This is a genomic window from Spirosoma rhododendri (genome assembly GCF_012849055.1).
Taxonomy (GTDB): Bacteria; Bacteroidota; Bacteroidia; order Cytophagales; family Spirosomataceae; genus Spirosoma; species Spirosoma rhododendri.
In genome coordinates this window covers 3,319,467-3,337,124 of sequence record NZ_CP051677.1, presented here as the reverse complement: position 1 = coordinate 3,337,124, position 17,658 = coordinate 3,319,467, and the positions used below count along the sequence as shown (strand labels likewise).

At 54.3% G+C, this 17,658-nt stretch carries 19 protein-coding genes and 2 pseudogenes; 14 read left to right on the top strand and 7 right to left on the bottom strand.

The annotated features are described in order from the left end of the window. Positions 1-39 precede the first annotated feature (39 nt). From HH216_RS25955 to HH216_RS26660, 4 genes and pseudogenes are all read right to left on the bottom strand, one after another. Positions 40-279: pseudogene (locus HH216_RS25955) on the bottom strand (M14 family zinc carboxypeptidase); the annotation flags it as partial. Positions 280-905: 626 nt separating this feature from the next. Further along, positions 906-2,998, bottom strand: a pseudogene (locus HH216_RS26880) (molybdopterin cofactor-binding domain-containing protein); the annotation flags it as partial. A 280-nt stretch (positions 2,999-3,278) separates the two neighbouring features. Beyond that, entirely contained in the window at positions 3,279-3,764 is a 486-nt protein-coding gene (locus HH216_RS26665) for a S8 family serine peptidase (RefSeq protein WP_332871396.1), read from the bottom strand. After that, a complete protein-coding gene (locus tag HH216_RS26660; RefSeq protein ID WP_332871395.1) occupies positions 3,689-4,681 on the bottom strand; it encodes a S8 family serine peptidase in 993 nt (330 codons plus the stop codon). The genes HH216_RS26665 and HH216_RS26660 overlap by 76 nt, the downstream gene beginning before the upstream one ends. An 815-nt stretch (positions 4,682-5,496) precedes the next feature. Between HH216_RS26660 and HH216_RS13720 the strand changes: the two genes are divergently transcribed. Beyond that, a complete protein-coding gene (locus HH216_RS13720; protein ID WP_169551321.1) occupies positions 5,497-6,375 on the top strand; it encodes a DUF2306 domain-containing protein in 879 nt (292 codons plus the stop codon). A 204-nt stretch (positions 6,376-6,579) separates the two neighbouring features. On the opposite strand, the gene HH216_RS13715 is transcribed toward HH216_RS13720, so the two are convergent. From HH216_RS13715 to fumC, 3 genes are read right to left on the bottom strand one after another with little or no spacing between them, the layout of a single operon-like run. Continuing rightward, on the bottom strand, positions 6,580-6,735 hold the full coding sequence (locus tag HH216_RS13715; protein WP_169551320.1) for a hypothetical protein: 156 nt from the start codon (positions 6,733-6,735) through the stop codon (positions 6,580-6,582). Next, positions 6,732-7,172 carry a DUF6934 family protein gene (locus HH216_RS13710; RefSeq protein WP_169551319.1) on the bottom strand — a complete coding sequence of 147 codons (441 nt, stop codon included), beginning with the start codon at positions 7,170-7,172 and terminating at the stop codon, positions 6,732-6,734. The genes HH216_RS13715 and HH216_RS13710 overlap by 4 nt, the downstream gene beginning before the upstream one ends. A gap of 11 nt (positions 7,173-7,183) precedes the next feature. After that, a complete protein-coding gene (fumC, locus tag HH216_RS13705; RefSeq protein ID WP_169551318.1) occupies positions 7,184-8,584 on the bottom strand; it encodes a class II fumarate hydratase in 1,401 nt (466 codons plus the stop codon). Between the two features lie 205 nt (positions 8,585-8,789). Here fumC and parS point away from each other — a divergent pair, with 205 nt between their 5' ends. The 13 genes from parS to HH216_RS13640 all read left to right on the top strand — a co-directional run bounded on the left by parS (position 8,790) and on the right by HH216_RS13640 (position 17,652). Next, complete coding sequence (gene parS, locus HH216_RS13700) at positions 8,790-9,230, top strand: type II RES/Xre toxin-antitoxin system antitoxin (RefSeq protein WP_169551317.1); 441 nt, start codon at positions 8,790-8,792, stop codon at positions 9,228-9,230. Positions 9,231-9,294: 64 nt separating this feature from the next. Continuing rightward, positions 9,295-9,747, top strand: a complete 453-nt coding sequence (locus HH216_RS13695; RefSeq protein WP_169551316.1) for an RES family NAD+ phosphorylase — start codon at positions 9,295-9,297, stop codon at positions 9,745-9,747. A gap of 24 nt (positions 9,748-9,771) precedes the next feature. Then, a complete protein-coding gene (locus HH216_RS13690) occupies positions 9,772-10,203 on the top strand; it encodes a helix-turn-helix domain-containing protein (RefSeq protein ID WP_169551315.1) in 432 nt (143 codons plus the stop codon). A gap of 71 nt (positions 10,204-10,274) precedes the next feature. Further along, positions 10,275-11,039: an SDR family oxidoreductase gene (locus HH216_RS13685; RefSeq protein WP_169551314.1), complete on the top strand. Its 765-nt coding sequence runs from the start codon at positions 10,275-10,277 to the stop codon at positions 11,037-11,039. A gap of 112 nt (positions 11,040-11,151) precedes the next feature. After that, entirely contained in the window at positions 11,152-12,009 is an 858-nt protein-coding gene (locus HH216_RS13680) for a dienelactone hydrolase family protein (RefSeq protein WP_169551313.1), read from the top strand. A gap of 99 nt (positions 12,010-12,108) precedes the next feature. Beyond that, a complete protein-coding gene (locus HH216_RS13675; protein ID WP_169551312.1) occupies positions 12,109-12,315 on the top strand; it encodes a hypothetical protein in 207 nt (68 codons plus the stop codon). A gap of 196 nt (positions 12,316-12,511) precedes the next feature. Then, positions 12,512-12,985, top strand: coding sequence for a hypothetical protein (locus tag HH216_RS13670; RefSeq protein WP_169551311.1), 474 nt, complete (start codon positions 12,512-12,514; stop codon positions 12,983-12,985). A 367-nt stretch (positions 12,986-13,352) separates the two neighbouring features. Beyond that, the gene (gene hisG, locus HH216_RS13665) at positions 13,353-14,213 is read left to right on the top strand and encodes an ATP phosphoribosyltransferase (RefSeq protein ID WP_169551310.1); all 861 of its coding nucleotides are present in this window, start codon (positions 13,353-13,355) and stop codon (positions 14,211-14,213) included. A 94-nt stretch (positions 14,214-14,307) separates the two neighbouring features. Further along, entirely contained in the window at positions 14,308-15,597 is a 1,290-nt protein-coding gene (gene hisD, locus HH216_RS13660; protein WP_169551309.1) for a histidinol dehydrogenase, read from the top strand. A 28-nt stretch (positions 15,598-15,625) separates the two neighbouring features. Beyond that, positions 15,626-15,880, top strand: coding sequence for a hypothetical protein (locus HH216_RS13655; protein ID WP_169551308.1), 255 nt, complete (start codon positions 15,626-15,628; stop codon positions 15,878-15,880). Continuing rightward, the gene (locus tag HH216_RS13650; protein WP_169551307.1) at positions 15,877-16,257 is read left to right on the top strand and encodes a type II toxin-antitoxin system VapC family toxin; all 381 of its coding nucleotides are present in this window, start codon (positions 15,877-15,879) and stop codon (positions 16,255-16,257) included. The genes HH216_RS13655 and HH216_RS13650 overlap by 4 nt, the downstream gene beginning before the upstream one ends. A gap of 134 nt (positions 16,258-16,391) precedes the next feature. Beyond that, positions 16,392-17,165: a hypothetical protein gene (locus HH216_RS13645; protein WP_169551306.1), complete on the top strand. Its 774-nt coding sequence runs from the start codon at positions 16,392-16,394 to the stop codon at positions 17,163-17,165. Beyond that, entirely contained in the window at positions 17,149-17,652 is a 504-nt protein-coding gene (locus HH216_RS13640; RefSeq protein ID WP_169551305.1) for a peptide deformylase, read from the top strand. The genes HH216_RS13645 and HH216_RS13640 overlap by 17 nt, the downstream gene beginning before the upstream one ends. Positions 17,653-17,658 lie beyond the last annotated feature (6 nt).

Genomic DNA, 17,658 nt, shown 5'->3' with positions numbered 1-17,658 from the left:
GTATCCATCCGGATTCAGGCACGGCACAATGTAGATTTCCGTGCTGTTCAGCAGCGTCTGTATTTCCTTGTCCTTCCCGTAATTCTCCAGCAGATGCCACATGAAATAAATCAGCTGCGTCATGCTGATCGGCTCGCGGGCATGGTGTACAGCATTCAGCATTAGCTTAGGCTCGTTCTCAAGCGCGTCGGGGTTGTCGCTGATTTTTACCATTAGTAGCGGCCGCCCTTCCAGCGTAGTCCCAATCGATGATTTGGCCGAAATTAGATTCGGATACATCGTCCGCATCTTGTCCAGAATAGCCTGCATTTCAGCAAACGTATAAAATCCCGCATACGACCCCAGACTGAAGTTAGCCGGTGTCGATACGGCAGCCGCCCGTGCATTACGACTGGCTTTTGCGGCCAGTTGATCCAATTTTGCGTTGTAGGCTGTCAGATTTTTTTCCAGGTCACGAATCACGTAGGTTACCTTAAGGCCGCTACGTTTCAGCAAATCCACCTGCTGGTCAGACAGTTCAGCGGCAAAATCCTGCTTGTTTTCGTAACTGAAGTGATCGATATCCAGGCCGTGATTGAATAGATACTCCAGTTTTTGAGGACTCACTTTTGCAGTGACCCGGTGGTAGATCACCCGCTGCGCCATGCTGGTAACCACGCTTGCCAACAGCATACACGCAAGAATAATGCACGAGTATATTTTTCTCATCAGTTATAATAAGTTAACTTCACTGCAATTAAGTTAACTTATTATAACTGACCGCTACTCGAAAAATTATTTTATCAAGATAATTATGAACGCTTATTAATACGTACCACTTATAAAGCTTAACATCCTGACTTATAGAGTTTTAATTTCTTAGTTCACCCAAACGCGAACTTATTAAATTTACATTAATTCACCTAGTCCATCAATCTATCAGGTGTGACGGGTAGCTGCCGGATGCGCTTTCCGGTGGCGTGATAAATGGCATTGGTGATCGCAGCAGCCATGCCAGTCATGCTGATTTCACCCAGCCCTTTTGCTCCCATCGGGTCAATAACGCTATCTGGCTTATCGATGAAAATTACATCCATGTGCGGCACATCGGCGGAGACAGGTACGTGGTAATCGCCCAGGTTATTATTTACGTACCGGCCCAGTCGGTGATCGATAATGCCTGCCTCCATGAGTGCCATACCGATACTCCACGTGGCAGCACCCAACACCTGACTACGAGCTGTTTTGGGGTTCAGCACTTTACCGGCATCAATGGCCGACACCATTTTCGTAACCCGTACGGTTCCGGTCACCGGATGCACATGCACCTCGACAAAATGGGCCGCAAACGACCGGCGGGCGACCTTGTCCAGTTCGGGACCACCCTTCGACTCCGCCGTGATGACCAGTTCCGGCAGGTTACTTTGTCGGAGGAGGCTTTCGTACGACACGTTGTCCGAACTATTCCGGCGGCTTACTGCCCCGTTTGAGAATGTCATATCGGTTATCGGCACGCCCGCGAAACCAGCGTCTTTAGCCGTGCTGACCAACTCCGCCAGCTTTTGCGTCAACTGCTGGCAAACATCATGCACCGCCGACCCAACCGATACTACCGTGTGTGAACCATACTGCGGGGGAGCCTGCGGGAAAGCCGAATCGCCCAGTTCAACCCGAATACGACTCATGTCGATACCGGCGGTTTCGGCGGCAATCTGCGTCAGGATTGTGTAGGTTCCGGGGCCAACGTCGGCAGCAGCGGTCTGAATCAGCAGCGACCCGTCGGTGCCCAGCCGTGCCCGCGCAGAAGCTGCGGCCCGGTCTGACTTGTAGATGCCGGCACTCATGCCCATCCCGATCAGCATCCCGCCGTCACGCATCGATCGGGGCTGCGGGTTACGCTTGTCCCAGCCAAATGTACGGGCACCCTGCTCGTAACAGTCGCGCAGGTAGTTGCTCGACCACGGCTTCTCCGTCTCAGGATCGACGCTGGCAAAATTGGCCCGACGCAAAGCCAGTGGGTCCATCTTCAGGGCATACGACAGTTCATCCATCGCTGATTCGAGCGCGAACGCCCCGCTGGTTTCGCCGGGGCCACGCGCCCAGCAGGGCGTACTCATATCCAACCCCACCAGCCGGTAGGTTGCGTTCAGACTCGGGCTCTGGTACATCGACTTGGTCGGGTGCAGAATCCGCTCAGTAAATTGCTCGTACTGTGAGGTCATTCCGAAGGCGTGGTGCGTGATACCCATCAGTTTGCCATCAGCCGTAGCCCCCAGCGCCACCCGCTGTACTGACCCCGGCCGGTAGCCAACCAGGTTAAACACCTGCTCACGCTTTGCCACGACTTTTACCGGCCGTTTGACGAGTTTCGCCCCCATCAGCGCAGCCATTTCCGGCGGCCATATCCGCGACGAACTACCGAACGCCCCACCCACAAACGGCGAATGAACACGTACGTTTTCCGGCGACAGGGCAAACAGTTGCTGAATATCCTTCTTAGCCAGCGATACCCCTGCGTTTTGTTGTAGACCGTTACCCTGTCGTCGCCCTCCCAGACAGCCGTGGCCGCGTGTGGCTCCATCGGGTTGTGTACGTGAATGGGTATGTGGTATTCCTGCTCAACACGAACGGAAGCCTGTTTGTAGGCATCGGCCGTGCCCCGGCTGTAGTCGTCGGGTTTTTCGGGTCTGTACGCTTTGCTGAGATTTGCTTCCAGCTCCGTATGGTGCGTCTGCTGGTCGTAGGCCACATCGATCAGCGAAGCCGCGTAGGTTGCTTTCTCGAACGTATCGGCAATGACCAGTGCCACCGGCTGATTGCTGAAGTGAATCTTATCGTCAAAGAACAAACGCAGTTCCTGACCAGCTACCCGCTTCTGCGCCGGGTCGACCTCTTTCTGATACCCCGGTACGGTCGGCGCATTTTTATAGGTCATCACGGCCAGTACGCCCGGTACATTTTCGGCAGCTTTTGTCTCGAACGATCGGATTCGACCATTCGCGATGGTACTGGTGACCAGAACGCCGTACGTCAGGTCAGGTAAGTCGTACTCCGCTGCGTATTTGGCCCCGCCCGTCACTTTCAACCGCCCATCGACCCGACTCGTCGGCTTTCCGATTGGTTCCTCTACTATCCTCTTCGTTTCCATAAACACAATCGTTGTTACCTGTCCGGATATTCTTCAGCTGGCAGTTGCTCTGTGTCGTAAACGCATTGTCGACGGGCATGGTTGGCAAAAAAATAACGGCCCGGCAAACGTGCTGTCTGCCGGGCCGTTACCCTATTCGGTTCAGTATGGCTTAGAACGAGCTGACCCGTAGTCGATCGCCGGTTACGCACTTGCCCGACAGCGACGACGTAGCCGCTCCTGCGTTCAGGATCGCTGATTTGATCTGCGACGCCGTAGCCGATGTGTTGATCGATTTGTAGAGCGCAATGGCCCCCGTCACGTGTGGTGTCGCCATCGATGTGCCGCTGTAGGCACCATAGGACGGAGTCGTACCCGTGTATGGCAGGGTCGACTGAATACCCGAACCCGGAGCCCCGATGTCGACCGTCTGCGCGCCGTAGTTGGAGAAGCTCGACAAAGCACCCGACGACGTGATCGACGCAACGGCAATCACGTTGGCATTAGTGTAGTTCGAGGGATAGTTGGCTGTCTGATCGTTGTTATCGCCAACGCCATCGCTACCACCGTTACCGGCAGCGGCTACGAACAGGATACCGGCGTTGTTGGCCCGGCCGATGGCGCTTTGCAGCGACTGCGAGAAGCCACCGCCCCCCACGAGTTGTTGCTGGCCACGATGTTCAGGCCGTGCCGCGTTTTCATATCAGTCAGGTAATCGATGGCTTTGATAGCGGCCGTTGTCGACCCACCGTCGGCACCCAGAAACTTCAGTGCAATCATTTTTACGTTCCAGCAGACACCGGCCACACCCGCGCCGTTACCACCGCGCGCGCCGATGGTTCCGGCTACGTGCGTACCGTGATCGTCTGACGTACCGTCGTATACGCTGGCGTCGTTGGCCGCAAAATCCCAGCCGTTTACATCGTCGATATAGCCGTTACCATCGTCGTCGCGACCGTTTACCGTCTCGTATGGATTCACCCAGACATTGGCACTCAGATCGGCGTGGGTGGTCATGTAGCCTTCGTCGATAATGCCGACGATCACCGAGCTCGACCCGGTTTTGTTGTTGGCCCAGGCTGTTCCGGCTCCGCTACCAAACTGATTGGCGGGCGAAGTTGCCGACCCATACATTCCCCACAGCGACCCGTTGGTATACAGCGGGTCGTTGGACGTTGCCTGATGGGTGTAAATAAAGTTGGGTTCGACAAATTCGACGCCCGGCACGCCGTTCAGCAGGCTCAGCACCTGCGCAATTTCTTTGGTTGTCTTCACCCGCAGTATGCCTTCGGTGATGCCGGCATCCTGCATGGTTTTAGTTAGGATAGTTTCGGCAACCGTTCCGCTGATAAGGTTAAGAATGGGCAGGCGGCTAACGGCACTTAACCCTTTGGTAAACTGAATCAATACTTCGCCCGGTACATAGTGTTCGCCAGTTGCGAGTCGCGCATTGGCTGCCGTGTTTGCTGGCGCAGGGGTTTCCATGTCGAGATCCGACTTACAGTTGCTGACCAGAAAGCCGGTTGCCAGCACAACCGTTGCCATGCCCAGACGATTCATTACAGATTTCAGCATAATAATTGGAGTTGAAGTTGATTGAGTGTGTTATTAATTGGTTTTTAACCCAACTACAATACGATACTTCTGCCCAAACAGATGTGTATACTATTTAATTAAATTATTTTACAAATAAACTATTTTGTATAAACCCTTTTCTGTCAATAGCTTACATAGACTACCGCTCACGAAATTTTTCCTCAACGGAAGCAATACTTTGTAAACCTATCATCCAATCGGCTGCGTACCCGTTTGTTCTACACCGTGTCTGATTCGCCCGATTCGGCAGGGTGCCAGAGCAATAGAGTAAGTTGTATTTCGGGCCCAAGCGTGTTATTGGTGATGTGAATCTCACTGCACTGATTTGGCTCAGCGGATTAATTGGCGCAGCCGGGTCGGCATCGGCAGGTTGGCTCAACAGCAAACTACCCGGCTGCTATTGCAAATAATTCAGAGACGCCCAGGCCAGTTGGTTTTTACGTACGAACCCATCAGTTGTGCCCGATCGGTATGCGCAATCACTAAGTTGGTGTCGCATAGGCCAACGCCGTATAAACAGTTTGCAACCTCAATACCGGGTGTTCCGATGCAGAAGCCGGTCAGAAAAAGTCGGGAGTCTTCCACGGGCTCAATCGTATAGGCTGTCATTGGGCGGGGGAAACGATGGCTAACTCTACATTACGTACCGACGGTGCATACAGCCACTGCCTGTTTGTACTTATTTTTGGTAGACCGTTTTGTACAACGCCAACCCGTACACTACCGGTCAACGCACCATCCATACTCGTTCGCCGGAACGATCTTCACCGGTCTGACGGCCCAGCTACATCGCCATGCTCGATACCTTACAAAAGCCCACCACACCGCCGACCCAACCGCGAGCCGAAATCTGGAGCCGGCAGTTGCTACACTGGTCAGGCATTATCCTCGTCACTACCGTCTGGGTCAGTGCGGCTCTGTTTGGACTGTATATTCTCGCGTTCTACGCGTCGGCCCTGTATCAGGACGACATGACCCGCTGGAATCAGGTGCTGCCACGGCTCTACGAGCGCAGCACCGGCACGGCCACCACGGGCATCGGTCTGCACTTTGCCGCCGGGGGTATCATCCTGATTCTGGGGAGCCTTCAACTTATCGATTCCGTCCGAACACGTTTTCCGGCTGTGCATCGGTGGGTCGGGCGCGTGTACGTTGCCGCCTGCGTGTTTGCGGCCGTTGGTGGGCTGGCGTTTATCCTGATGAAAGGCACCATCGGCGGCTCAACCATGAACGTCGGCTTTGCCCTGTACGGACTGCTGATGCTGATAGCCGCCGTTGCTACCTACCGCTACGCCGTCATGGGCGACATGGTCAGGCACCGGGCGTGGGCACTGCGGTTGTACGCGCTAGCCATCGGCTCGTGGCTGTACCGAATCGAGTACGGTTTCTGGATTATGTTCACCAATGGGCTGGGTCACACCAAAACGTTCGACGGCTGGTTTGACCAGTTTATGGCGTTCTTTTTTTACCTGCCTAACCTGTTGGTTGTCGAAGCGTTCGTCCGCGCCAGCCGTCGTCATGTCGCTCCCATCGCCCGGTTCGCGGGGTCCTTCGTCCTGCTGGTTGCGACCACGTTTCTGCTCATCGGCACTTACTATTTCACGCTCTACTACTGGGGACCCGCCATCGTCAACTGGGTTACAGGGTCACCTCAGGGGCGGCTAGGCCAATAAACAGAGGGCGGCTAACCCGGATTTCTCCAGATCAGCCGCCCCTGTTTAGTCAAAGCAGCTTCTTACTTCACCATGCCGCCCAACACGACTCACTGATTGCACTCTTCGAGAGTCAGGTAGCTGAGCTGAACGGCGGTTATTTTTCGTTCATCGGCCGGCCGTTTTAGGAAAGACAGATCGACCGTTTCCAGAAACTTCCGTGCTTTAGCTATCTTTTTTTCTGGGCGGATTATCCAGAAACGATAAATCAGCAGTTTCCAGAAACTTGTTAGCTTCAGCTAACTTTTTCTGAATAATCGGATGGTCAGAGTACCGACGAATTATCCGTTCACTGCCAGTTTTCTGCGTTTCTTTTTTCATGATCGTCTGCGAATTAGAAACCGTTCGTAGTCCTGATTTGACTGGAACAACGTAAACCTATCATTTTTAAATCCAAATAGTTCGTATGTCTTGGACAGAACTGCCAATTCGCGACTAATTGCGATTCTATACAGGCGAGTACGTCGCTCATCACTTCCTTGGAAGATGATACCGTACGACGGAGAGCGATTCAGAAAATGCTCAGCTATTCGAAACACCGTCGCCAACACCATGATCAAATCCTCATTGTTACTGACGACGATGTCTGACAATTCTCCATCTGATAGTTCGTCAACCAAAGCCATGTTAAATAAACCTGCACGACTCGTTTCCGTAAAGAGAACTACCTTCTGAATAACAGCCTGCTCACTGACACTTTCAAAACGATACGTATACTCAAGCGGCCCCTCCTGAAACGGATACGCGGGTTCGTTCATCTGCCAATCCGCTATTTCACTTCGCCAACCATGTCGCCCGGCACGACCCACTGATCGAATTCGTCGGGGGTCAGGTAGCCGAGCTGAACGGCGGTTTCCTTGAGCGTCGAGCCGTTTTTGTGGGCGGTCTGCGCGATTTCAGCAGCTTTATAGTAGCCAATCTTCGTGTTCAGGGCCGTAACCAGCATCAGCGACGACTCGACGTGCTTGCGGATATTGGCTTCGATCGGCTCGATTCCTTCCGCGCACTTGTCGTTGAACGATACGCAAACGTCGCCGATGAGCCGGGCCGAATGCAGGAAATTGTAAATCATCACGGGCTTGAACACGTTCAGTTCGAAATGACCGTTCATACCGCCGATGTTGATCGCGACGTCGTTGCCCATCACCTGCGCGGCAACCATTGTCATGGCTTCGCACTGCGTGGGATTTACCTTGCCGGGCATAATGCTCGAACCAGGCTCATTGTCGGGGATATGGAGTTCGCCGATGCCCGCGCGTGGCCCCGACGACAGCATCCGGATGTCATTGCCAATTTTCATCATACTGGCGGCAACCGTTTTCAGCGCTCCGTGGGCTTCCACAATGGCATCGTGCGCGGCCAGGGCTTCAAACTTGTTTTCAGCCGTGATAAACGGCAGACCCGTCAACTCCGCGATATGCTTGGCGACGTTCTCCGAATAGCCCGGCGGGGTGTTGATCCCCGTTCCGACGGCCGTTCCGCCCAAGGCCAGTTCGCTCAGGTGCGGCAGCGTGTTGTTGATGGCGCGGAGGCCGTGATCGAGCTGCGAAACGTAGCCCGAAAATTCCTGCCCAACCGTCAGCGGGGTAGCGTCCATGAAGTGCGTCCGGCCAATTTTCACGACGTGCATAAACTGCTTCGCCTTGGCGTCGAGCGTATCGCGCAGCTTTTTGATGCCCGGAATCGTAACGTCGAGCAGGATTTTGTAAGCTGCGATGTGCATCGCCGTCGGGAACGTATCGTTGCTCGACTGCGACTTGTTGACATCGTCGTTAGGGTGCAAAAACTTCTTCTCGTCGGTCAGCTGACCGCCCTGCAACACGTGGCCCCGGTAGGCAATCACCTCGTTGACGTTCATGTTCGACTGCGTACCCGAACCCGTTTGCCAGACCACGAGCGGGAACTGATCGTCGAGTTTACCGGCCAGAATCTCGTCGGCTACCTGCCCGATTAGGTCGCTTTTCTCCTGCGGCAGCGTACCCGCGTCGAGGTTAGTCAGCGCAGCGGCCTTTTTGAGGTAAGCGAAGGCTTCGATGATCGGTTTGGGCATCTTGTCGGTGTCCCGTGCGATCTTGAAGTTTTCAATCGAGCGCTGGGTTTGGGCGCCCCAATAGACATCGGCCGGTACCTGCACCTGCCCCATCGTGTCTTTTTCGATACGGAAATTCATGTTATGTAAAGAGCGAAAGAATGAAAGAGTGAAAGAGCGAAGGGCCGATACACAAACAATGACTCCCGCCGGAAATCGCTCTTTCTGTCTTTCGCTCTTTCACTCTTTGACTTCGTAAAGGTAAAACCCAACTAAATATAGTTTGCGTGAATTGTTATCTTTGTCGACACGTTGTCAATTGACAGAATTAAAACAGCCAAATGCTATGCAGGTACCGATTAACCGAATTTTGGAAGGGCTGGGGGGCGACCGGTTTATCAAACGACCCATCCGGCACGATTACGACCTCATCGAACTGGTCAAGGAAGGCTTGCCGATGGAGTCGGTGGCGTTTCTGCAAAGCAATCTGGGCTTTACCAACAAAGAGATGAGCCATATTCTGGCGATCTCGGAAAGCACCTACCAACGCCGGATTCGGGCAAAATCCAGACTGACGCAGGATGAAACCGAGAAGGCCATTTCGTTATCAGAGATTTACGAGAAGGGGATCGACGTGTTCAGAAGTAAACCTGATTTTGAAGGCTGGTTGCAGACGAAGGTCCCGGCTATGGGCAATCAGCGACCTGTTGATATGCTCGATTCAATGATTGGTCGTCAGCATGTTATGGACGGACTGAATCGAATTCTACACGGTATTTTTTCCTGATCGTCTGTTACTTCTCAGACCAATTGACGTAATCTCTGCACTTGTACTTACCCATCGGACATTTATGCTGCTGTATCGCATTGCCGACGACCGCTACGCCAATGACCTTAACGGGACGGGCGGTTTGTTCGCACCGGGACGTTGGCACCGACGTAACACAGCAATTCTTTATCTGACCGAACGCGTTTCATTAGCAAAACTAGAAGTACTGGCGAATTCGCCGGGCTTACCAACTGGCCGCGCACTGGTCACGGTCGAACTACCGGACAATCCGTCAATGCGGCTGGTCGAGCTAAAAGATTTGCCGCTGGGCTGGCACGAATGGCCTTATCTGGATGAGTTAGCCGATATCACCGAGCAGTGGATTCGTGAACAGAACTGCTGGATCATGCGCGTCCCCTCCGCCCAATCCTTTTCAGAATACAACTACTTGCTGAATCCGCTGCACCCGGAGCATCAGTCGCTGAAAATCGTTAGTATCGAACCACACCCCTTCGATGCGCGGTTAAAAGGTTAACTGACCCCTTTTACCAATCGACACATGGCTTCTCCTACCCTTCCGAAAAAAATAGCCGCCCGGCAACACGAAATCACCGCCGACTTTCTCCGCATTCTCGACCGGCATCTGGCCGATCTGCTGGCCGGGCGCGTGCTCGACATGTATGAAATCCGCGACGTGGCCGATGAGATGAACATTCACCCGACGCACCTGAGCAATACCATCCGGCTCACGACGGGCTACGCGCCCTGCTACTTCTTCGAACACAAGATCATGGACATTGCCCGGAACCTGCTCACGACCACCCGGCAACCCATCGCTGAAATTGCCCGGACGCTGACCTACGACCCGTCGAACTTCACTAAGTTTTTTAAGCATTTTCAGGGAAGTACGCCAAAGCAGTATCGAGAAGACGTCTGGGCGCAACAGCGGGAAGCGGATGAACACGAGAAAACTGAACTACTCACCGTTTAATCGGAACTACTCACCACGTTCAGGTCAGCCATTTACCGGAATTTTGGGTTGTCATACAAACTACGAACAGAATGGCAACCGAACAGAAAATCGCATTAGTGACCGGCGGCAGCCGGGGATTAGGTAAAGACATGGCCCTGCGGCTGGCCGAAAAAGGTATCGACGTCCTGCTGACCTATAACAGCCAGAAAGACGATGCCGACGCCGTCGTCGCGCAGATCCAGGAAAAAGGCCAACGGGCCGCAGCGCTTCAACTGAATACGGGCGACATCGCGTCGTTCGACGGTTTTTACGAGCAGGTAAAAACCACGCTGTCGGAAACGTTTCAGGCCGACACGTTCAACTTCCTCATCAACAACGCTGGGATTGGGATGTACGTCCCGTTTGCGCAGGTGACCGAAGCGCAGTTCGATGAGTTGCACAACATTCACTTTAAGGGCGTTTACTTCCTGACGCAGAAAGCCCTGCCGCTGCTGACCGACGGTGGTCGGATCATCAACATCTCGTCGGGGCTGACGCGTATTACGATGCCCGGCTCGTCGGCGTATGCCAGCATGAAAGGTGCTATTGAAACCTTTACGAAATATCTGGCGAAGGAACTCGGTGCGCGGAAAATCACGGCCAACGTCGTTGCGCCGGGGGCTATCGAAACCGACTTTGGCGGGGGCCGCACCCGCGACAATGCCGACATCAACAAGATGATCGCGTCGCTGACGGCACTGGGGCGCGTGGGCCTGCCTACCGATATTGGTGGCGTAATCGCGTTCCTCTGCACCGACGATTCCTACTGGATCAACGGGCAGCGCATCGAAGTATCGGGCGGACAGGGATTGTAACGAATCAGTAAACGAAAATGCGTCCGGCGGCCAGGTCAAATTTGGTGCCGGGCGCATTTTCGTTTACGCACCGATTTGCGGAGTTTTACAAAAAACCAAACCCGACGACGCAATGGATCAGCGCATTATCAACCTGTTTGACGAATACACGCACAAACCACTCAAACGCGACGATTTCCTGAAACGACTGGCAAAGCTGACCGGTAGCATGGCGGCTGCACTGGCAACCCTGCCCCTGCTGGAAATAAATTACGCCCACGCCGAAACCGTCCCCCCAACCGACGACCGCATCAAAACCGAGTCGATTACGTATCCGGGTGACGGAATTACGATGAAAGGCTATCTGGCCGTGCCAGCCGCGAAAGGAAAGTACCCGGCGGTGGTAGTCATTCACGAAAACCGGGGGCTGAATCCGCACATCGAAGACATCACACGTCGGCTCGCGACGGCGGGCTTTCTGGCACTGGCCCCCGATGCCCTTTCGGCCGCTGGCGGTACGCCCACCGACGAAGCCCAGATGCGTGAACTATTCGGCAAGCTGGACCCGGTCGCGACGCGCCATAACTTCGAGAAAGCTGTTGAGTACCTAAAAACCCGACCCGACAGCACCGGCAAGGTTGGTTGCGTTGGCTTCTGCTGGGGTGGTGCGATGGCTAATCAGCTGGCTATCAATTCGCCGGATATGAAAGCCGCCGTCGCTTATTACGGCCGGCAACCCGACGCAGCCGACGTTTCGAAGATCAAAGGGGCGGTGCTATTGCAGTACGGCGGGCTGGACGAGCGCGTCAACGCGGGGATTCCGGCGTACGAGGAAGCGCTGAAGAAAGCTAATATCCCGTATGAACTGTACGTCTACGAAGGGGCGCAACACGCTTTTAACAACGACACCGCCCCGACGCGCTACAACGAAGCCGCTGCCAAACTGGCCTGGTCGCGCACGCTAACGTTCCTGAAGCAGAAACTGGCCTGACGGCGGGAGTTGACCCGACGTAAATTTTTCCTCGGAGCCGGGTTACCTTTTCTGCGTCAACGTATTAAGAGGACAAAATCCCCTAAAACGACTACAACCATGCTGAAATCTGCATTCTTCATCCTGTCGATGGTTACGCTGGCAACTGCCTGCTCGAGCAACAAACCTGAATCGACCGGTACAGCTGTAACCGACACGACGTCGATGTCGACGATGACCACTGATTCGACTACGTCGACCACGGCTACGACCATGAGCAGCGATTCGATGATGAGCGACACCACCAAGAAAGATTCGATCAAGTAATCGACTTGCGGTTTACGAATAAAGCAAGAGGCCCTTCCAGATTGGAGGGGCCTCTTGCTTTATCAGGCTATTCGATGGATTTACGGCCCGTTTCCGAACAATTGACTGGCAAGGCGTTTGTGTATTCTAGGTGACCCGGCAGTATGATTTCCGGTTCTTTATTCTTTGGTTCGTTCTACTTAACTGTACACTCGCTATGAAAACGCATAAACCTGACGCCGTACTGCGCGATCTGGGTACTGCCATCGGTATTGGTATTCTGGCTGGCCTGGCCGGCACTGTTGCCATCACACTCTCGCAAACCGCCGAAATGGCTGTTACCAAACGGCCACCCAGCACCGTCCCTGCCGATGCAGTCTCGAAAGTGCTGAACGTAAAACCGACCAAAAAACGCAAGAAAGAGCTGGTATCGCAGGAAATCCACTGGACCTACGGCACGGCCTGGGGTATCCCACGCGGGTTATTTGCCTTGGCCGGGCTGCGGGGCTGGCCCGCCACGCTGGCGCACTTCGTCACGATCTGGGCGACGGGTCTTGTCATGCTACCGAAGCTAAATCTGGCCCCGCCCATCACTGAGCAGGACGCCCCCACCATTGCCACCGATGCGCTGCACCACGCCGTCTACGCCATCGGCACCGGGCTGGCCTACGATGCCATCGATCATAAGTAGCACGGCGGAACCGAACCGCCAGGCGGAGGATAGACGTGGGAAGAAAGGCGAACCTGGTACTAACTGCCCACGTCTTTCTTCTTTCGCCTATCCTTTTTCTTCTTTTAAAACCTTTCCTACCTTTGCCGCATGATGATCCCGACGGCACTCACTTTCTGCTTCCGACATCGACGCTAACCGCGTTTTCCGGCCATCTGGCCCCTTCGGCGCGTGTGCTTCATCCACGTATCAGCCGTTTCCCTTACTTTTGTTTCATTCGTTTCTCTGAAATCAACGCGGTTACCCGTGTGCTGACTTTCGTTTTAATCGGTTTGGCGTTGGCTGGCTACCGTAGTCAGGTCAACGGTTGCCGCATCAGTAATCCCCCATGACATCTGCCTTACGCATTGCCCTTCAAAAGTCCGGCCGGTTGAGCGAGGACTCATACCAGCTTTTTAAAGAGTGCGGCATCCGCTTCGACTACGGCACCGGTAAACTCCGGTCGGTATCATCTAACTTCCCGGCTGAATTTCTTTTTCTGCGCGACGACGATATTCCCGGCTATGTGGAAGACGGCGTGGCTGACCTCGGCATCGTCGGTGAAAACGTGTCGGTCGAAACGGGCCGGTCGGTTAGCACGATTCACAAGCTGGGCTTCTCCAAATGCCGCCTGTCGATCGCTATCCCGCGCGGCACCGATTGGTCGGGCATTCATGACCTCACCGGTAAAAGTATCGCTACTTCTTACCCAACATTGCTGGGCAACTATTTGAAGGACAAGGGCGTGTCGGCCGATATTCACGAGATCAGCGGGTCGGTTGAGATTGCGCCCGGCATCGGGCTGGCCGAAGCCGTCTGCGATATTGTCAGCTCGGGTAGTACGCTGCTGAGCAACGGTTTGCAGGAGGTCGAAACGATTTTCCGGTCGGAGGCCATTCTCATCGCCAACCCTGAACTGACTGCCGACAAACAGACGTTGGTAGACAAGCTCCTGTTTCGCATTAAAGCGGTGCAGGCGGCTAAAAACAACAAGTACATCGTGCTGAACGCGCCCAACCACGCCATCGGCCAGATCACGTCGTTGCTGCCGGGCATGCGTAGTCCGACGGTGACACCCCTGGCGACGGAAGGCTGGAGTTCGGTGCATTCGGTGCTGAACGAAAACGAATTCTGGGAAAACATCGAAGCCATCCGTGCCGCTGGTGCCGAAGGTATTTTGGTCATCCCAATTGAGAAAATGATCTATTAGAGAGTTTAAGGTTTGTGGTTTAATGGTCAAGGTTGTTTGCTTCCACCGGAGGAACCTCAAACCCTAGACATTAAACCTTAAACCAGCGAAGCCCATGAATATTATCCCCTTCCCCGACCGGACGGAGTGGCCCGCCTTGCTGGCCCGCCCGGTGCAGTCGACACAGCAGATCGACGCCATTGTGGGTCCGATTATGAATCAGGTCAGAACGGGGGGCGACGCGGCTCTGATCGAGCTGACGCAACGCTTCGATAAGGTTACGCTTACCGCCGATACGCTGGCTGTTTCGCCCGTCGTGCTCGACGCGGCAGAAGCGCAACTGAGCGACGAACTGAAAGCGGCCATTCGGCAGGCGTACCAGAACATTCGCACGTTTCACGAAGCACAGCGGCAACCCGTTGAGAAGATTGAAACGATGCCGGGTGTGACCTGCTGGCGTCGGAGTGTGGGTATCGATAAGGTAGGGCTGTATATTCCCGGCGGCACGGCTCCGCTGTTCAGCACGGTGCTGATGCTGGGCGTTCCGGCGCAGTTGGCGGGTTGCCGTGAGGTGGTACTTTGCACCCCCGCGACTCACCCGGCCGTATACTTCGCGGCCAAACTGGTCGGCATTACGAAAGTTTTTCAGATTGGGGGAGCACAGGCTATTGCGGCCATGACCTACGGCACGGAGTCGGTACCTAAAGTGTATAAGCTATTCGGCCCCGGCAATCAGTACGTGACGGCGGCAAAGATGCTGGCGGCCAAAGAAGGCACGGCCATCGATATGCCCGCCGGGCCGAGTGAAGTTGCCGTTTACGCCGACGACACAGCCGTACCCGCGTTCGTAGCCGCCGACCTGCTGTCACAGGCTGAACACGGCCCCGATAGTCAGGTGCTGCTCGTGTCGACAAGCCGCAAACTGGTCGAGCTGGTCAACCTGACGTTGAGTACGCAGCTGGGCAAACTACCCCGCGAAGCCGTAGCCAGCAAAGCCCTCGACAACAGCAAAGCGATCCTGCTCGACACGCCCGCCGACGCCATCGACCTGCTGAACGACTATGCTGCCGAGCACCTGATCCTGAGCGTTGCCGACGCCGAGCAGGTCGCGGAGCAGATCATCAACGCCGGGTCGATTTTTCTGGGTAACTACACTCCCGAATCGGCGGGCGACTACGCATCGGGTACGAATCACACACTGCCCACCAACGGCTTTGCCCGTGCGTACAGTGGCGTATCGCTGGATAGTTTCGTCAAGAAGATAACGGTGCAGCACATCACGCCGGAGGGTTTGCAGGTTCTCGGCCCGGTCGTGGAAGCGATGGCCGAAGCTGAATCGCTCGACGCCCATAAACGCGCCGTTAGCCTGCGACTGGCGAGTTTGGCGGAGATGAATCCGGCCTGATTTTGTTATCTTGCTAAAAACGAACGCTATGAGTCAATGGGTAATAGAGATTGACACACCGGAAGACGAAGCTCAGTTGATGCAAATTTTACCGAGATACAATAGTCGTCTGGTAGAGAAAATCCGGAAAACCGAGTCGGAGCCCGTAGCTATCAGAAAAGAAAAGCTGCGGTCCATTCTTGAGAAGCTACAGGCAAGCGGGGTTGCAGAAAAATTTGGCGACCCATCCGAATGGCAGCGTGAAACGCGGCAAGATCAGCCATTACATGGCCGAGGAGAATGATTGTCGACAGTAATATATTCATCTATTCGCTGCTTCCACAGTATGAAGCGTTACAGCAGTTCTTGCTGAGCGATGTTGATCAGTTTCAGGCATCGGCTATCACGAAGTTGGAGGTTGCTGGGTTTCATAAACTCGTGGCAGGTGAAAAGCAGTATTTCGACGATCTTTTTTCGATCATTCACGTTTTCCCGATTGATGAAAAAACGATCGCGAAAGCCATCGAACTGCGTCAGCAACGCAAACGCTCGCTAGCCGATTCGATTATTGCGGCTACGGCACTGATACACGCGATGCCGGTGCTGACCAACAACGTAGCCGATTTTGCCGACATCGACGGTTTGCAGGTCATCCAGCTGACCGATGTGCTGAACGCATGACATATCCGTTTCACCCCTTGTGATGGGCGATCTGTGTGGGATTTGCGAAACAAATTTGTGTCATTATCCGGAAACCAGGCAACTGCCACTTATCACTCTGCCACTTGATTACGTCAAGTAGCCAAAACGCACCGATGCCGAAAACCACACCCGTTGCACATAGCTTTCGCTGGCCTGGTAGTTTACTGGCATTGTGTGTTGCGCTACTCGTTAATCAGTCAGGATACGGCCAGCCTTTGACGGGACAGCAGATTCTGGACCGGTCTATCGGTGTCTATCGCACCGCAACGTCGTATCAGGACGCGGGGCGGGTGACGACCGATTTTTACGAAGCAGGGCGGTCTCAACCAAGATTTACGACAGTCCGCAGCTTCCAGACCGCCTACTATCGACCGACTCGGCAGTTTCGGTTTCATTATAAAACTGAACCGACCAGGCTATCCATCACACCAGATGAAATGTTCGTCTGGACAGATGGCCCCAAAGCGTTCAGGCGGTGGACAATTGAGAAGTGGACTGTCAGCGAGTCTCTGCCAATGTTATTGGCGGCAGCTACCGGCGTTTCAGGCACGGCATCCCGCAAAATTCCCGGTTTGCTGCTGACCGAACCAATCGGTGCTGGCTGGGGAGTCGACTCCCTGACGAATGTAAAATTGATCGGTGACGCGATAGAAAACGGGCATCCCTGCTACCGAATTAGTGGCGTTTACTGGAACAATAAAGTCGCGTTTTTGTGGATCGACAAACAGTCGTTCCTACTGCTGCGCATTGATGAAGGGTATTCAAGCGGGAAGGAAAAAACAACCGTGAGTATGACGTACCAGCCGGTGCTCAACAAACCCGTTCGTGTGGTTCGGTTTACGCCCCCAGATACCCGCATGTACTATCCAGATGAAAAAACTAACTGACCTGCTGCTGCTGGGCGACCCGCGACTGTACGAAACCTGCGAGCCGGTGCAGCAATCGGAACTGCCGCTGGTTGCGGGCTGGGTAGCCGATCTGCACAATGTCATGGAGGAAATCAGGGCGAAATACCAGTTCGGGCGGGGGATTGCGGCTCCGCAACTCGGCATTATGAAACGGCTGATCTACCTCAACATCGACAGACCGACCGTACTCATAAACCCCGAATTAACCAGTCTCAGCCCCGAAGCCGACGAACTGTGGGACGACTGCATGAGTTTTCCGAATTTGCTGGTCCGTGTCCGGCGACATTGCCGACTGACGCTCAGCTTTCGTGATGAACACTGGCAACCCCACACCTGGACCGTCGATGACTGGGCCTTAGCCGAACTAATTCAGCACGAATACGACCACCTCGACGGCGTTCTCTGCACCATGCGGGCTATCGACGCACAATCGTTCCGCTGGCGACCGACGCCAACAAACAACTAATAGATA

Excerpts from the sequence above, each read along its gene's own strand:
- HH216_RS26660 (WP_332871395.1), bottom strand. The coding sequence starts at position 4,681 with ATGCTGAAATCTGTAATGAATCGTCTGGGCATGGCAACGGTTGTGCTG.
- HH216_RS13720 (WP_169551321.1), top strand. The coding sequence starts at position 5,497 with ATGCTCGATACCTTACAAAAGCCCACCACACCGCCGACCCAACCGCGA.
- HH216_RS13715 (WP_169551320.1), bottom strand. The coding sequence starts at position 6,735 with ATGAAAAAAGAAACGCAGAAAACTGGCAGTGAACGGATAATTCGTCGG.
- HH216_RS13710 (WP_169551319.1), bottom strand. The coding sequence starts at position 7,172 with ATGAACGAACCCGCGTATCCGTTTCAGGAGGGGCCGCTTGAGTATACG.
- fumC (WP_169551318.1), bottom strand. The coding sequence starts at position 8,584 with ATGAATTTCCGTATCGAAAAAGACACGATGGGGCAGGTGCAGGTACCG.
- parS (WP_169551317.1), top strand. The coding sequence starts at position 8,790 with ATGCAGGTACCGATTAACCGAATTTTGGAAGGGCTGGGGGGCGACCGG.
- HH216_RS13695 (WP_169551316.1), top strand. The coding sequence starts at position 9,295 with ATGCTGCTGTATCGCATTGCCGACGACCGCTACGCCAATGACCTTAAC.
- HH216_RS13690 (WP_169551315.1), top strand. The coding sequence starts at position 9,772 with ATGGCTTCTCCTACCCTTCCGAAAAAAATAGCCGCCCGGCAACACGAA.
- HH216_RS13685 (WP_169551314.1), top strand. The coding sequence starts at position 10,275 with ATGGCAACCGAACAGAAAATCGCATTAGTGACCGGCGGCAGCCGGGGA.
- HH216_RS13680 (WP_169551313.1), top strand. The coding sequence starts at position 11,152 with ATGGATCAGCGCATTATCAACCTGTTTGACGAATACACGCACAAACCA.
- HH216_RS13675 (WP_169551312.1), top strand. The coding sequence starts at position 12,109 with ATGCTGAAATCTGCATTCTTCATCCTGTCGATGGTTACGCTGGCAACT.
- HH216_RS13670 (WP_169551311.1), top strand. The coding sequence starts at position 12,512 with ATGAAAACGCATAAACCTGACGCCGTACTGCGCGATCTGGGTACTGCC.
- hisG (WP_169551310.1), top strand. The coding sequence starts at position 13,353 with ATGACATCTGCCTTACGCATTGCCCTTCAAAAGTCCGGCCGGTTGAGC.
- hisD (WP_169551309.1), top strand. The coding sequence starts at position 14,308 with ATGAATATTATCCCCTTCCCCGACCGGACGGAGTGGCCCGCCTTGCTG.
- HH216_RS13655 (WP_169551308.1), top strand. The coding sequence starts at position 15,626 with ATGAGTCAATGGGTAATAGAGATTGACACACCGGAAGACGAAGCTCAG.
- HH216_RS13650 (WP_169551307.1), top strand. The coding sequence starts at position 15,877 with ATGATTGTCGACAGTAATATATTCATCTATTCGCTGCTTCCACAGTAT.
- HH216_RS13645 (WP_169551306.1), top strand. The coding sequence starts at position 16,392 with ATGCCGAAAACCACACCCGTTGCACATAGCTTTCGCTGGCCTGGTAGT.
- HH216_RS13640 (WP_169551305.1), top strand. The coding sequence starts at position 17,149 with ATGAAAAAACTAACTGACCTGCTGCTGCTGGGCGACCCGCGACTGTAC.